Genomic DNA, 15,574 nt, shown 5'->3' on the forward strand with positions numbered 1-15,574 from the left:
TTGAAAGGCTGGATAACATGATACGTGTTGCATTGGTGGAGGACGATTCCGATTATAGGAAGGAACTGATTTCCTATTTGAAACAGTATGAAACGGAAAGCGGAGAAAAAATAAATATCGTGGTTTTTACGGATGGCGATGAAATTGCGGAGGAATACAAGGCTGATTATGATATCATCCTTATGGACATCGAGATGAAATTTATGGATGGTATGACCGCCGCGGAGAAAATAAGGCTGGTCGACAGCGAGGTAGTCATAATTTTTATTACGAATATGCCGCAGTTTGTCATGAAAGGGTATACGGTTGATGCGCTGGATTATGTGCTGAAGCCAATCACCTATTTTTCCTTTTCGCAGAGAATCGACAGGGCAATTGGGAGAATGAAACGGCGAAATGAGAAGTATATCACAATCACGGTAAAAGGCGGTATGCAAAAGATCAATGTCTCCAAGATTTACTATGCTGAGATACAGGACCACGATCTGATTTTCCATACGGCAAACGGAAAAGTTTTGACCAAGGGAACGATGCGGGAGGTAGAAGAGATGCTTAAGGAAGACAACTTTTTCCGCTGCAATAAAGGATATCTGATTAACTTGGAATATGTTCAAAGTATATTAAACAACGATGTGGTCGTGGGAAATGACACCTTGCAGGTGAGCCGCGCCAGAAAAAAGACATTGCTCGATGCCCTGAATGACTATATGAATGAGGTGGGAAAATAATGGACGCGCTCAGAAATACACCGGGCTGGAACTATGCGATTGCGTATTGTCTGGCGGTGTTGATGTATATTCAGCTAAACCCGAAGCGGATGCCCCTCTATAAGAGGCTTGGAGTTCAGGCACTTTTTTGTACCGCCATCATTACCTTTATGGTTTTTACGGACGGGCTGCCAGTCTATCTGTTTGTGCCGTGTATGCTGTGTTCCATATTGCTGATGTATCTGTTTATCTATGTCTGCTGTGATGTGTCGGCAATGAAAACGGGATATATTTTGGCGAGAGCGTTTATTTTAGGTGAGTTTGCGGCATCCCTTGAATGGCAGCTCTACTATTACAGTGTCAGCAGTCTTTATCTTCCAGGGCGTGTAATTTACCGTATTATTTTTATGCTGTTTCTCCATGCCATCGTGTTTGGACTCATGTATTTTTTAGAAAAGAAATACGAGAAGAGGGCAGAGAACAATATATTGCAGGTAAAATACCGAGACGTTTTATGCGTGGTGAGCATCAGTGTCGCGGTTTTTGCTATCAGTAATTTGAGCTATGTGTTTGGGGCAGGACCTTTCAGCAGCCAGTTTACGTCAGAAATTTTTATTATCAGGACGCTGGTGGATGCAGGAGGGCTGATTCTTTTATTTACCTATCATTTGCTGCTTCAGGAATCCCAGTTGAAGATGCACATGGATGCACTGGAAAACATGCTTCATATGCAGTACAACAACTATCAGATATCGCAGGAGAGTATTGCGATGGTGAATCAGAAATATCATGATTTAAAGCATCAGATTGCGCTTCTTCGGACAGAAATTGCTTCCACGGAAAAGCTGGAATACTTAGACCAGATGGAGCGGGATATCAAGGCATACGAGGCACAGAACAAAACAGGAAACAAGGTACTTGACACTGTGTTGACCGGAAAAAGTCTTCTCTGTCAGAGAAAAGGCATCAGTCTGACCTGCGTTGCAGACGGCGAGGCGCTTGACTTTATGCATGCTATGGATATCAGCTCTTTGTTTGGAAATGCACTTGATAATGCAATTGAGAGTGTGAAGAAGATTCAGGATAAGGAGAAGAGACTGATTCATGTATCGGTTTCGAGGCAGAAGGACTTTTTGAGAATCAAGGTGGAAAACTGCTACGAAGGTGATATTGTCTTTGAAAATGGGCTTCCCGCCACGACAAAGAAAGAAAAGCAGTTTCATGGATATGGCTTAAAGAGTATACAAAATACAGCAAAGAAGTATCACGGTTCCGTAAAAATCCATTTGGACAAGGGATGGTTTGAACTGCGTATATTGATACCTTTGAATGAGATAGAGCAGTGAGGTGCTCACTGCAAGAAAGTGTGCATATAAAAAGAGGCTGAAAAGAAAATCTTTTCAGCCTCTTATCCGTTTCAACCGAATTAAGCTATTGTTACGTTAACAGCCTGTGGTCCACGGTTTCCGTCAACAACGTCAAAAGAAACTTTAGCGCCTTCTTCTAATGTCTTGAATCCTTCAGAAACGATACCTGTGAAGTGTACGAATACGTCTTCTCCACCTTCGTCGTTTGTGATAAATCCAAATCCTTTTGTTGAGTTAAACCATTTAACTGTACCTTTGTTCATGAAAAGATACCTCCTAATAATATAATATCGTATTCCATAATTGCTATTAAAAAATCACATGCTTTCGTAAATCATGAATCAATTAATGACTTACAAAAACATGTGAAATCAAAATTCATTATAAATACTATTTCATATTATAATCGCAAAGTGGAAATATGTCAAGGTAAAATGCCCTAAAGTTTATCTATTATCAGACGAATTGTTGTATTTTTGCATACAGTATACTATTTTAAAACAATCTAAAAAGAGGAGATGAAGATAAATAAAAAGAGGGTTGTGCATAATGCTTAAAATAAAGTGGTATTTTACTTGAAATAAAAGGTAAAATTGTGCAAAGTAAATAAAAAACATTATTCTGAAATAAAAAATAGATTAATGAAAAGACTTTTTTACAGGATAATATATCTGAACCTCAATTGTAAAATAACTTTCCCGTCTGAAAGGGAAAGTTAGGTACAAATATTTGAAAATAGAATAGAGAAATTCGTGTTACAAAAAGGCAGGGCGCAGTCCCTGCCTTTCGTGATATATTGAACTTAGCCGGTGGAGAAAGGAGACACTATGGCTAAGTTTTTATCTTATGAGGATCGTTTGGAGATTGAAAGTGGACTGAAGGAGGATATGACTTTTACCGAGATAGGCAAGAAGCTAGGGAGGGACAGAACTACTATTACAAAAGAAGTCCGCAACTATGGAGTAGAGCAATGTAGTGGATATTCAGTCTATCCCCATAATGTATGCAAGTATCGAAAAGGATGCAAAAGAAAAAAAGTGTGTGGAACAAATGAATGTAAGCATCCAATGATAACCACATGCAGACAGTGTGAGCGTCTGTGTAACAGGTATTGTGAACAGTTTGAGGAAGAAGTATGTACCAGCAGATTTAAAGCCCCCTATGTATGTAATGGATGCAGTGAAGTGAAGAAGTGTACGCTGACGAAGACAATCTACGACGCATTGGAAGCCCATCGTCAGGCATCTGAGAAGATTGCGGAATCAAGAAGTGGGATTCTTTCCACGGAAGGAGAAATTGCCAGACTGAATGAAATCCTGGTTCCGCTGATCAAACAAGGACAGTCTATACATCAGATTTATTTAAATAATAAGGATGAGCTGATGTGCAGCGAGAAGACTTTATACAATTACATAGATGGAAGTCTGTTTGATGTGAGGAACATTGATCTCCCACGGAAAGTAAAGTATCGTCCACGTTATAAAAAAGCAGAACTGAAGGTAGACAGAGGCTGTCGTGTGGGAAGAAACTATCACGATTATGAGGTGTATATGGAGCAGCATCCTGATACAGCAGTGACCCAGATGGATTCTGTGATAGGAAGCAAAGGTGGAAAGGTTCTGCTCACGGTATTCTTTGTAGAAACATCCTTGATGCTTGCATTCCTAAGAGAGGCCAATACCTCTAAGTCAGTAATCGATATTTATGATGAACTATATCATAGGCTGGGAGGACAGGACTTTCGAAAGTTGTTCCCAATCATTTTGACAGACAACGGAAGTGAATTTTCTAATCCAAAGAGTATAGAGTATGGGCCGGATGAAAAAGGATTTCAAAGAACCAGAATCTATTATTGCAATCCAAGTGCACCCTATCAGAAAGCGGAAATAGAGGTAGGGCATGAATTCATAAGAAGGGTATTGCCAAAGGGAAAAAGCTTTGATGAACTGATGCAGGAGGATATCAATCGGATGATGAATCATATCAATTCCTATAGAAGGAAAAAGCTGAATGGGAAAAGTCCGTATGAAGCATTCTGTTTTTATTATGGAAAAGACCTGGCTGATAAATTAGGATGCCAAGAGGTTGCTGCCAACAGCATCAATCTAACCCCAGGTCTTTTGAAAAAGTAGCAAGATAATCTGAACATGAAACCACCGGATGGAACGAAAAGACAGATACCAGCAGACGTGAATTTCGGAGTACAAAATTTGTAAGCCAAAAGTGACGTCCGGTTTTTGTGCGTCAAAATCATCCTGTTACCAGAGATTATACCATGAAAAGCAATAGAAAAACGGGAAAGTCATAACAATTGTGGAATTTCGGGTTCAAAATTTGAAGGTTACTTTCAAAATGTGAATCTCGTTTACAAAACGGGAAAGTGGAGTTACATTCAACCTAATATATCTGAAATGTATAAAAACAATTCTCCGATTGCGTTTGAAAAATGACCGTTCACGTTTTTTATGATCCGAATAATTTGAAAAATGCTATGATGATCACATGATACAAAAAGAAAGGAATTGCAATGCCAATGAAACGGATTGATTTTAACGAAAACTGGACTTATAAGCATTTGGGTGACACCACAATAGGAAAAGCTGTCACGATACCGCATGACGCGATGCTTTTTGAGAAGCGGAGTGCCAAGAGCGCAGGAGGGATTAATACCGGCTGGTTTGAGGGGTATGATTATGCTTATGAAAAAGAATTTCACGTTCCATTCGACTACCAGAATAAAAATATCGTCTTTGAATTCGAGGGGGTATACCGCAATGCAGAGGTGTACTTAAATGGAGAGAAGGCGGCATTTCGACCATATGGATATACAAATTTTTATATTGAAGCAAATTCTTTCCTAAAATATGGAGAAGTAAATCAGATACAGGTAATTGCCCGCAATGCAGATCAGCCAAACAGCCGTTGGTATTCCGGCGCAGGAATTTACCGTCCGGTATGGATGCATGTTGCAGAAAAAGAGCATATTCTTCTAAACGGAGTCAAAATACACACGGTAAGCGCTCATCCGGCAATTATTGAGGTGAGCGTGGAGACGACAGGAAAAGGACCGGTAAGAATTGAAATACCGGAGGCAGATGTGAAAGCGGAGCAGGAAGCGAACCGCAAGGCTGTTTTTCAGTTGGAAATACCGGACGGTAAGCTGTGGAGTGTGGCAAATCCCAACCTTTACACCTGTAAAGTTACATACAAAGATGACACGGTAACGGAGACCTTTGGAATACGTTCTCTGGAATGGAATGCGAAAAAAGGACTTCTGATTAACGGAAAAAGAGAGATACTAAGGGGTGCTTGTATTCATCATGACAATGGAGTTTTGGGAGCCTGCTGTTATGCGGAGGCGGAAGAGCGGAAAATTAGAATTTTGAAAGAAAACGGCTATAATGCCATCCGTTCTGCACACAATCCTTGCTCCAAGGCGCTTTTGGATGCCTGCGACCGTCTGGGAATGCTTGTGATGGATGAGTTTGTGGATGTCTGGTATATTCACAAAACGGAATATGACTATGTAAATTATTTTGCAGAGTGGTGGCAGCAGGATTTAAAGGATATGGTGGAGAAGGATTACAACCACCCAAGTGTCATTCTGTATTCGACAGGAAATGAAGTGTCAGAGACGGCAGAGGAACGGGGCATCAAGCTGACAGGCGATATGACGGCATACTTGCATAGCCTTGATTCCACCAGACCGGTCACCTGCGGAATTAACATTTTCTTTAACCTGTTAAGCTCTCTGGGCTTTGGTGTATATAGTGATAAAAAGGCAAAGAAGGAAGTAAAAAGAGCAGAGGGAAAGAAGAAAAAGGCAGTCGGCAGCGAATTTTTTAATAACCTGGCAGGAATTTTCGGAAGCAATACGATGAAGCTTGGTGCAACCCTGCATGGCTGTGATGTCAAGACAAGAGATGCTTTTGCGAACATGGATATCGCAGGCTACAATTACGGAATTTTCCGCTATATAAAGGATTTAAAGAAATATCCGAAGCGCCTTATCTTAGGAACCGAAACATTTTGTTCCGATGCATATGATTTTTGGGAGATGGCAAAAAAGCATCCGAGAATCATCGGCGACTTTGTGTGGGCTGGCATGGACTATCTCGGAGAGGTTGGAGTTGGTTCTTGGGAATATAAGGATTATGCCCCAGAGTTTGATCATCAGGTTGACTGGATGACGGCAGGAAGCGGAAGAATTGATATCACGGGAAAGCCTTTGGCGGAAGCGGCATATACAAGAACGGCGTTTGAACTTACGGACAAGCCGATTATTGCGGTTCGCCCGGTTAATCACACAAATGAGAAGCATTCCCCGTCTGCATGGAAGATGACAAATGCAATTGAGTCATGGTCATGGAGGGGCTGCGAGGGCAAAAAAGCCACTGTCGAGGTATATGCAAGGGCGGCAAAGATAGAATTGTTAATCAATCAAAAAAAGGTTGGCGTAAAAACGTTGAAAAACGGCTGTCAGGCAATCTTTCACACGACGTATCACAACGGAACGGTTACAGCAGTTGCCTACGATGAGAACGATAAAGAAATTTCAAGGGCAGAGCTTGTAACAGCAGAGAAAAAAACAGTATTGAGAGCTATTCCGGAGAAGGACGTATTGGAGGCAGGAAAATTAAGCTATATCAGGCTGAAATACATGGATGAAAGCGGAACCGTAAAGCCTCTGATGCGAGGAAGTTTGAAGGTAAGCGTAGAAAATGGTTCTCTGCTTGGACTTGGAAATGGCTGCCCATATAACAAAAATGGTTATGTGACAGATAAGACGGACACTTATTTTGGGGAAGCACTCGCGGTGGTAAGGCCAAATGAAAGCGGAGAATTTACCCTTAAGGTGACGGACGGAAAGAACAGTCATGTATGGAAAAGTATGATAAAGGAGAGAAAAGATGCTGAAAATCAGTAAGTTTACAGTAGAAAATCTGACCAGAGAATGTGTGACAGACAACAAAGCACCCCGCTTCTCCTTTTCCTTGGAAAGTGACAGAAACGGTGCGCTGCTGCAAAATGCTGTTTTGTCAGTGGGCGATTGGAGTGTGGAAACTAAATCACAGATTGCAGTGCCATATACAGGAAAGGATTTAAAGCCATTTACAAGCTACACGGCAAATTTGGAGGTAATAGACGATGCAAATGAGAGAGCAAGCGCAAGTATGTCCTTTGAGACCGGGCGGCTTGACACTCCATGGAGTGCACAGTGGATTACAGATGGCTCCTATCATTTCAGAGAGCCGAAGGTGTCTCCGAAAACGATGACTTTTAAAAAGGAGATAGCCTGTAAAAAGCAAATTGCAAGTGCAAGGCTGTACGCAACGGCACTCGGCATATACGAATTGATTTTAAACGGCGAAAAGGTAGGCGAGGATTATTTTGCGCCAGGCTTTACCTCCTATAAGAATCAGCTTCAGTACCAAACCTACGATATCACAAAGCAGCTTAAGGAAAGCAATGAATTGATGGCTGTTGTGGGCGGCGGCTGGGCGGTAGGCTCCTTCACCTATAAGAGAAGAAACCGCGTTTATGCAAAAAGACAGGCACTTCTCTGTGAAATACGTATTTTGTATACAGACGGCACGGAAGAGATAATCGGAACCGACGAGAGCTGGCAGGTGACAAAAGAGGGCAATTATCTAGACACCGAGTTTTACAACGGCGAAATCTATGATGCCACAATCGATATGAAGCAGGTTTCTTGGCAATCAGCATCGATTGAGAAGGTGAAGATAAAGCCCGAGCTTTTGGCACAATACGGCTTGCCGGTTCGTGCAAAAGAGGAATTTTTGCCAAAATCCAGCTACCGTGCAAAAAGCGGTATGATAATTTACGATTTTGGGCAAAATTTTGCAGGCGTTATCAAGGCGAAGATAAAGGGAAAAAAAGAACAAAAGATTGTCTTTCAACATGCGGAAATACTCATGAACGGCGAGCTTTTCACCGAACCGCTTCGAACGGCAAAGCAGGAGGCGGTCTACATATGTGAGGATGGAGAACAGATTTACTCCCCACGCATGACCTATATGGGCTTCCAATATGTCGGTGTTACAGGCATTGACGAGGAGAGCTTGGAGCTGTCTGCGATTGCTTTGTATTCTGATATCGAGGATAACGGAGACTTTTCTTGTTCAAATGATATGATAAACCAGCTTCAAAGCAACATTCGCTGGGGTGCAAAATCAAATTTTGTGGATATTCCGACAGACTGTCCGCAGCGCGATGAGAGAATGGGCTGGACAGGAGATATTGCCCTGTTTTCCCCGACTGCTGCCTATAATTTTAACATGACCCGTTTTCTGGAAAAATGGTTAAAGGATGTCAAGGCAGAGCAGACCTTCGGGGGAGGAATTCCGGTGACGGTGCCGTTGGTCAGAGTGCCGTTCCAGTGGGAGATTATGATACCGATGGCGGTGGACCACTGGGGTGATGCATGTATTTTGGTGCCTTGGGCAGAGTACAGGGCAAATGGTGACAAGGGAATTCTGGAAGAGATGTATCCGACTATGAAGCGTTACATGAAGGCATGCGAATTCTGGGCAGGATTGTTTTCCTTTGGGAAACACAAAAGAATATGGAAATTACTTCACCATTACGGCGACTGGTGTGCACCCGAGACAGGGCTCTGGGGCTGGATGGGAAGAGGAAAATGGACGGCAACGGCATGTATGGCCAATTCCAGTGCTATTTTGGCAGAGATTGCAAATCTTTTGGGAAAGAAAGCGGACGAAGCCTATTATAGGGAACTGAGCAGACAGACAGCCGAGGCATACCGAACGCTTCTGATGAAAGAGGACTGTACGGTGAAAAATGAGTTTCAGACAGCCTATGTTCTTCCGCTTTATTATAAGATGCTTTCCTCAGAGGACAGAAAAAAGACAGCAGATAATTTGGTAAGACTGATCAAAGAAAAGAATTATCACATAGCAACCGGTTTTCCGGGAACACCGTATGTATTGTTTGCCTTGGCAGACAACGGCTATGCAGACGATGCCTATAAAATGCTTTTGACCGATACCTGTCCGTCATGGCTCTTTGAGGTAAAAGCAGGAGCCACCACGATATGGGAGCGCTGGGATGCCCTTCGTGAGGACGGCACAAGTAATACCGGAGCAGAGGACGGCACAGGCGGCATGGTATCCTTCAACCATTATGCAAGCGGTGCGGTAGGAGACTTTTTATACCGCAGAATTGCAGGAATTGAGGCGACAGATGGCGGTTATCGGACATTTCGGATAGCGCCTCTTATTGGAGGAGATTTGACATGGGCAAAGGGCCGGGTGATGACTCCTTATGGAAAAATTACAAGTGAATGGAAGCGTGAGAATGACAAATTTTTTATTCAGGTGGAGGTTCCGATGGGAACAACCTGTGAGCTGACACTTCCAAAGAGTGAAATCATAACACTTGGCAGCGGAAGCTATTCTTTTGAACAGGATTTATAAGGAAATTGCTATGAAAGGAATTAAATAAATGGATACAAGTAAATTATTTAGCAATCCGTTGGTGAGGACGAAAATCACCTCCGCCAACGTAAAGACAAAGGAAATGCTGTTAGGCTATTTCATAGGTCCCTTCGGTGCATTTATTTCCAATGCTATTTTTGGCGCCTACCTAAACCGCTATTATTCCGATGTTTTAGGCTGGACGGACACAGCCAGGTTTGGTATTTTTTCAGCACTTTTGCCGATGGTTTCCGTTATCTTTGTTATAATCGGCAACCTGCTGATCGGACGGCTTATTGACAACACAAGGACACCGCAGGGAAAAGCAAGACCGTACATGCTTATCTCGGCACCGCTCGTTACCATTGCCATTGCGCTGTTATTTCTGACACCGCAAAACAGTAATCCGATGGTGCAGATGATATGGATAGCAATTTCCTACAATCTCTATTATGCGGTTGCCTATCCGTTTTTCTACACAGCGCACAGCTCAATGGTTGCCCTGTCTACGAGAAACTCAAAGCACAGGGGAATGCTTGCTATTTTTTCAAATGCTTCCGGTGTAGCGGCGGTCGGTATCGGAGCGAGCATTATAGTACCGATGTTTTTACAGAGCTTCTTGTTCGTGGAAAAGGATGGAATGATTGATGCAACGGCAAGCTACGGCAATTGGAGAATCGTTATGCTGGCACTTTGTGTAGTCACCCTGCTTGCTATTTTGCTGGAATATTATTTTACGAGAGAGCGTGTCACGGAGGAAAATCTAAAGCTTGATATCAAGGAAGAGAAGCTTCCGATGGCAAAGCAGTTAAAAGCCTGCGTTTCCAATAAATACTGGTGGATTATCATCTTATATTTTCTGCTGTTTCAGTTTGGCGGTTTGGTAAAAAACAGCTCCATGAGCTATTACTGCCGTTGGATGTTCTCCAGTGTGACAAGTGAAGCATCGGCGGGCAGCCTGATGGGAACATTAGGGCTAATCGGAGGAATACCGACTGCAATTGGTATGGTGCTTGCATGGCCGATTGCAAATAAATTAGGAAAGCAGCGTGCCGTTACCCTCGGTCTTGCATTTTCTGTAATCGGTGGTTTGGTCAGCTTTATTGATATACATAGTTTCCCGATTGTAAGTATCGGTGTTGTATTAAAGGGTATTGGTTCCATCCCTGCTATGTATGTAACATTAGCACTTCTATCCGATGTGCTCGATCATTTGGAGGCAAAGAACGGCTTTCGAAGCGACGGTTTTACCATGTCGGTATATGGTGCCATTATGGTCGGAATGACGGGACTTGGAAACGGAATCATCAATGCGCTGCTGACAACAAGCGGATATAACGCGACCTTAGCGGTACAAAACGACGATGTCGGAAGAATGCTGGCATTTTGTTATCTGGGAGCAGAGATTATATGCTATGCCATAATTGTCATTTTGATGAGCTTCTTAAATGTAGAAAAGCATGTAAAAGAAGATCAGAAAATCATATTAGAGTATCAGAAGAAAGCCGTTTTGGAGAGCGGCGGCACATGGATTGAGCCGGAAGAGAGACTTCGTATGGAGCAGGAAGAGGCGGAGCGCCAAGAGGAAGAGGCAAGAAAAGAAGAATTAAGGCAGCACTGTAAAAAGAAGGGGCTAAGTTTTGATGAGGAAGAAGCAAAATACCAGAAAAAGCTTGCCGATAAAAAGGCGAAGAAATAACGATAACCTTTCGTCTGAAGTCCTCGGGGGAGAAGACGACAGACGAGTGTTATATATAATTTTATTAGGAGGTAGGATATGAAAGGAAACAAAAAACGTCGCGTATGGCGCGGATTGACTGCTGTTACGGCATCATTGCTTACGCTGACACTTACAACATCAACGGTTATTGACAGCTTTCGTACCGACATTGATAAGTTTCTCGGTACAAAGAGCACACAGTTAATCACGGAGGCGGCAGAAGGGGAAAATTTATATACCTATACGTCTGATTATTCCAACACAACAGAGCTTTTAGACGCTATTGAGGACCTTGGAGAGAGAATGAACGAAGAGGGAAGCGTATTGTTAAAGAACAACGGCGCACTTCCGCTTTCTGCTGACGAGAGCAAGAAAATATCACTTCTTGGATTCAGCAGCTACTATCCGGTTCAGGGCGGTGATATGGGAAGTACACTTTCCGTGAATACGGGCACAGATGCCGACACAGTTGACATGGTTCAGGCATTTGCCGCAAAGGGACTTGAGATAAATCCGATTATCCAGAAAATGTATGAGGGATTGAAGGAGGAATTTAAGTCTGAGGTCGTGATGCCTTGGGGACAGGCGATTGAATATTATCGTGCGGTAGCTCCTTCCACAACAGGTTATTTTACAAGTGCGGAGGCTTCACAGGAGCTTTTGGACAGTACAGAACCTGAGTGGAAAACAAGCATGGATGATTACAATGTAATGATTGTGACAATTGCCAGAGCGGCAGGCGAAAATGCCAATTATATGCCGGGGGAAGAAGGGGTAAATCCGGAGCAGGATTTAAACCAGACAGACCCGCTTGGACTTTCTGATACAGAAAGAGACATCATCAATGCTGCGGTTGCCGCAAAAGAAGGAAATAACGGTAAAGTAATTGTACTGCTCAACAATGCAAGTGCAATGGAGATTGATGAGTTAAAGAATAACGACGGCGTAGATGCGATACTTCAAATCGGACTCCCGGGCGGATATGGTTTTTATGGAGTTGCAGATATTTTGACGGGAGAGGCAAATCCATCCGGTCACTTGACCGATACCTATGCGGTTGTGAATGCGAACTCTCCGGCGGCACAAAACTACGGAAACTATGAATATACAAATCCAGACTCTGCTTACTCAATCAATTCCGCTCTTGTGGAGGCAGAAAGTATTTATACCGGATATAAATATTATGAAACCAGATATGCGGACGGCGTACTGGGTCAGGGAAATGCTCTTGATTCAGCAGGAAGCTCTACATCTGGAGAATGGTCTTATCAGTCAGAGGTTTCCTATCCGTTTGGATTTGGTCTGTCCTACACGACCTTTGAGCAGACTTTAGACAGCTTAGAAGTAAATCTGGAAAATAAGACAGTTACCGCAACCGTTACAGTTACAAACACAGGAAGTGTTGCGGGCAAAGATGCAGTACAGCTTTATGTTTCCCTTCCGTACACCGAGTATGACAAACAAAACCTTGTAGAAAAATCAGCCATTCAGCTCTTAGACTATGAGAAAACAGATGTAATTGAGCCGGGAGCTTCTCAGACTGTTACAATCACCGCGGATGCACAAGATATGGCAAGCTGGGACAGTACCTTTGACAATGTGGCAGGCACAAAGGGAACTTACATTTTAGATGACGGCACCTACTATTTTACAGTTGGAAACGGCAGCCATGAGGCAGTCAACAACGTATTGTCCGCACAGGGGCTTACAGCGGAAAATGGTATGACACAAGAGGGCAATGCACAAAACGTGCAGACTTGGGAATTAGCGGCATTTGATTCCACAACCTTTGCTTATTCCCAAAACGGTACAGCGGTAGAAAATCAGCTCGAAGATGCAGATTTGAATTACTATATGCCGGATACCGTGACCTACCTCTCCAGAAATGATTGGAAGGGAACATGGCCAAAGACTTATGAGAATTTAACAGCAAATGACGAGATGCTTGCAGTTCTTCAAAATGATTTGGTAGAAATCAAAGAGCAGGGTGATGCCTCCTCCGTCGTATTTGATGCGGATAACGAACTTTCCCTTGCGGCATTAAAGGGTGTTACGGATATTGAGGATTCTCGCTGGTCAAGCTTAATCGATCAGATTTCGCTGGAAGAAGCTATGATTCGTACCGGATTTGGCGGAACAAGCACAAAATCGATAGAATCAATTGTTTCTCCGGAAGCAATTCAAAATGACGGTCCAAACGGTATCAATTCCTATCCGCTTGGTCAGTATGCAAACAAAGATGCATCCTCCGGTGACCCGTATGTGGTTGACGAGAGTGACAAGAACTTAGACTATAAATTCGGAACAATGAGCAATGCAACGGTTATCGGACAGACATTTAGCAAGCAGCTGGCAGCAGAATATGGCACCGTTGTAGGAAACTATTCGATATGGGCGAACCTGACTATTTTCTGGGGTTCCGGTACAAATCTTCACCGTGTACCTTACAATGCAAGAAACCATGAATATTATTCAGAAGATGCCGTTTTAACAGCAAATCAGGCGGCAGCTTATGTTGCGGCAGGTAAGGAATACGGCTGTATTATCGCTCCGAAGCATTTTGCCTTCAATGATACGGAAATTAACCGTTCCGGAATCAGTGTGTTTATGACAGAGCAGAAGGCTCGTGAAAATGAGCTTAGAGGAATACAGGCAGTGATTGAGGATGCAGGGGCACTTGGTGTTATGACAACCTATAACCGTGTCGGTGTAACGGCCGGAAATGCACATACCGGTCTGCTTATGAACATTTTAAGAGGTGAATGGGGCTTTAAGGGACTTATGTCAGAGGACTTCATTCAGGATGCAAACTACAGTGTATTAAAGGAAGCAGTGTATAACGGTGTTACGATGACTTGTAACACAGGTGACAACAAAATAGAAGCAGTCAGTGTAAAATGGCCTTATTGGACATTGGAAAGCGTAAGCAAGGATGCTTCTATGATGCAGGCACTAAAAAATGCAATGCTCTGGCAAAACTACGCACTTGCAAACTCAAATGCGATGGACGGATTGTCAGTTAACTCACACATTGCCAGTGTAAACACCTGGTACGACAATGCGCTATTGGCAAGCCAGATTGTATTTGCAATTCTTACGCTCGGCTGTATTGCAATGTATATCAGAAGTATGAAAAAGCGTGAGAACGAATAAAGGAGGAGAACTATGGGATTTATAAAAAAACAGGCGGCAGGCTTTTACCTTACTGTGATTGCGGTAATTTTAGCCGCTGCGGGCATCGTTTTTTACTTAATCAATTGCAACACCGCATACTTTGTTAATTTTGGGGTAAAAGGAAGTGTTATCGCCTGCGCGGTTATCGCAATCGTTTTGGAAATCGCTTTTATAGCTGCTTCCACCCTTGCAGGGGAGAAAAACTATTTTGATATTCTGCCTGTGGCTTCGGCAGTACTGCTTGTAACCGCATTGGTAACGTTTATAAGCAGTCGTGTCAACAGCATTGCAAGTATTATGACCTTTGAAAATAACGCACAGACAATGTCTGATCTTTCCAGCGCAATTATCGGAATGGTTCTTTGCCTGCTGGCAGTTATTGTAAGTGTTACGGCTTCCTTTTTCAAGGTTGTAAAGGAGTAAGAGGGCCGTGTTATAATAAAATGGCAAAAGATAAAATACCGTGGACTTTTATAGAAGTCTGCGGTATTTTAGTTAAAACTTAAAAATAATGATTTTGGTTAATTTCTTTCAATTTTAAATTCATCGTTTTCAACCAGTATGGCATCGCTATTGCTGATGGGATATAAATTCAAAGTGGAAGAATAGCTGTCTACTATTTTCTGTGCAATTTTCTTGAAAGGTGCGTTGGTGTAATGCGGCACTGTATAAAACTCCACTAAACCTAAAGCGTCAAAGTCCAACAAGTCCGGTGCTTTTTTTACGCTGTCCATTCCCTTTACATATTCAATATTTGCCGATGTAACCATTGCCCCTGCGGATTCTCCTATATAAAGTTTACCAGCATTTATTTCTTCTATAATTATTTTATCTGCTCCTGTTTTTTTCATTTCCTGCAGCAAGAAAAAGGTATTGCCGCCTGTTACATAGATGAAATCATTTCCTTTTAATTTGACACTTATTTCATCAGCAGTAGCAGTGGATAGTTCCAACACATCAACAATTAGACCCAGTTGCTCAAGAGCCTCTTTCCCTGCATTCACATAAAAAACAACCTTTTCTACTACACTGGCAGTAGGAATAAATGTTACAGTCTTACCAGCTAAGTTCTTTTCAAACCCTTTAAATATGTTAGCTACATCTTTAAAAGATGAGACTAAAAATAATCTTTTCATATCGTGTATTTTC

10 protein-coding genes are annotated in these 15,574 nt (G+C 42.6%); 8 read left to right on the top strand and 2 right to left on the bottom strand.

The window, feature by feature from the left end:
* Window positions 1-17 precede the first annotated feature (17 nt).
* Together CTY48_RS06145 and CTY48_RS06150 are read left to right on the top strand one after the other, a co-directional pair.
* The gene (locus CTY48_RS06145) at window positions 18-728 is read left to right on the top strand and encodes a LytR/AlgR family response regulator transcription factor (RefSeq protein WP_099467645.1); all 711 of its coding nucleotides are present in this window, start codon (window positions 18-20) and stop codon (window positions 726-728) included.
* Window positions 728-2,053 carry a sensor histidine kinase gene (locus CTY48_RS06150; protein WP_099467646.1) on the top strand — a complete coding sequence of 442 codons (1,326 nt, stop codon included), beginning with the start codon at window positions 728-730 and terminating at the stop codon, window positions 2,051-2,053. Before CTY48_RS06145 ends, CTY48_RS06150 begins: the two co-directional genes overlap by 1 nt.
* Window positions 2,054-2,133: 80 nt before the next feature.
* Here the strand turns inward: CTY48_RS06150 and CTY48_RS06155 are convergent, their stop codons facing one another.
* Window positions 2,134-2,337 (bottom strand): cold-shock protein, encoded by a 204-nt coding sequence (locus CTY48_RS06155; protein WP_099467647.1) that lies wholly within the window; start codon window positions 2,335-2,337, stop codon window positions 2,134-2,136.
* A gap of 564 nt (window positions 2,338-2,901) precedes the next feature.
* Between CTY48_RS06155 and CTY48_RS06160 the strand changes: the two genes are divergently transcribed.
* The 6 genes from CTY48_RS06160 (at window position 2,902) to CTY48_RS06185 (ending at window position 14,848) form a co-directional block, all read left to right on the top strand.
* Window positions 2,902-4,206: an IS30 family transposase gene (locus CTY48_RS06160; protein ID WP_099466476.1), complete on the top strand. Its 1,305-nt coding sequence runs from the start codon at window positions 2,902-2,904 to the stop codon at window positions 4,204-4,206.
* A 401-nt stretch (window positions 4,207-4,607) separates the two neighbouring features.
* Window positions 4,608-7,001: a glycoside hydrolase family 2 TIM barrel-domain containing protein gene (locus tag CTY48_RS06165; RefSeq protein WP_099467648.1), complete on the top strand. Its 2,394-nt coding sequence runs from the start codon at window positions 4,608-4,610 to the stop codon at window positions 6,999-7,001.
* Window positions 6,985-9,531: a family 78 glycoside hydrolase catalytic domain gene (locus CTY48_RS06170; protein WP_099467649.1), complete on the top strand. Its 2,547-nt coding sequence runs from the start codon at window positions 6,985-6,987 to the stop codon at window positions 9,529-9,531. Before CTY48_RS06165 ends, CTY48_RS06170 begins: the two co-directional genes overlap by 17 nt.
* Window positions 9,532-9,559: 28 nt before the next feature.
* Window positions 9,560-11,230 carry an MFS transporter gene (locus CTY48_RS06175; protein ID WP_099467650.1) on the top strand — a complete coding sequence of 557 codons (1,671 nt, stop codon included), beginning with the start codon at window positions 9,560-9,562 and terminating at the stop codon, window positions 11,228-11,230.
* A 78-nt stretch (window positions 11,231-11,308) separates the two neighbouring features.
* Entirely contained in the window at window positions 11,309-14,404 is a 3,096-nt protein-coding gene (locus tag CTY48_RS06180; protein WP_099467651.1) for a glycoside hydrolase family 3 protein, read from the top strand.
* A gap of 12 nt (window positions 14,405-14,416) precedes the next feature.
* Window positions 14,417-14,848, top strand: coding sequence for a hypothetical protein (locus tag CTY48_RS06185; protein WP_099467652.1), 432 nt, complete (start codon window positions 14,417-14,419; stop codon window positions 14,846-14,848).
* 98 nt (window positions 14,849-14,946) lie between these two features.
* Here CTY48_RS06185 and CTY48_RS06190 read toward each other — a convergent pair whose 3' ends face one another.
* On the bottom strand, window positions 14,947-15,561 hold the full coding sequence (locus CTY48_RS06190; RefSeq protein WP_099467653.1) for a peptidase E: 615 nt from the start codon (window positions 15,559-15,561) through the stop codon (window positions 14,947-14,949).
* Between the last annotated feature and the right edge of the window lie 13 nt (window positions 15,562-15,574).

The sequence above is a fragment of the Konateibacter massiliensis genome, from assembly GCF_900184995.1.
Classification (GTDB): domain Bacteria; phylum Bacillota; class Clostridia; order Lachnospirales; family Lachnospiraceae; genus Lachnotalea; species Lachnotalea massiliensis.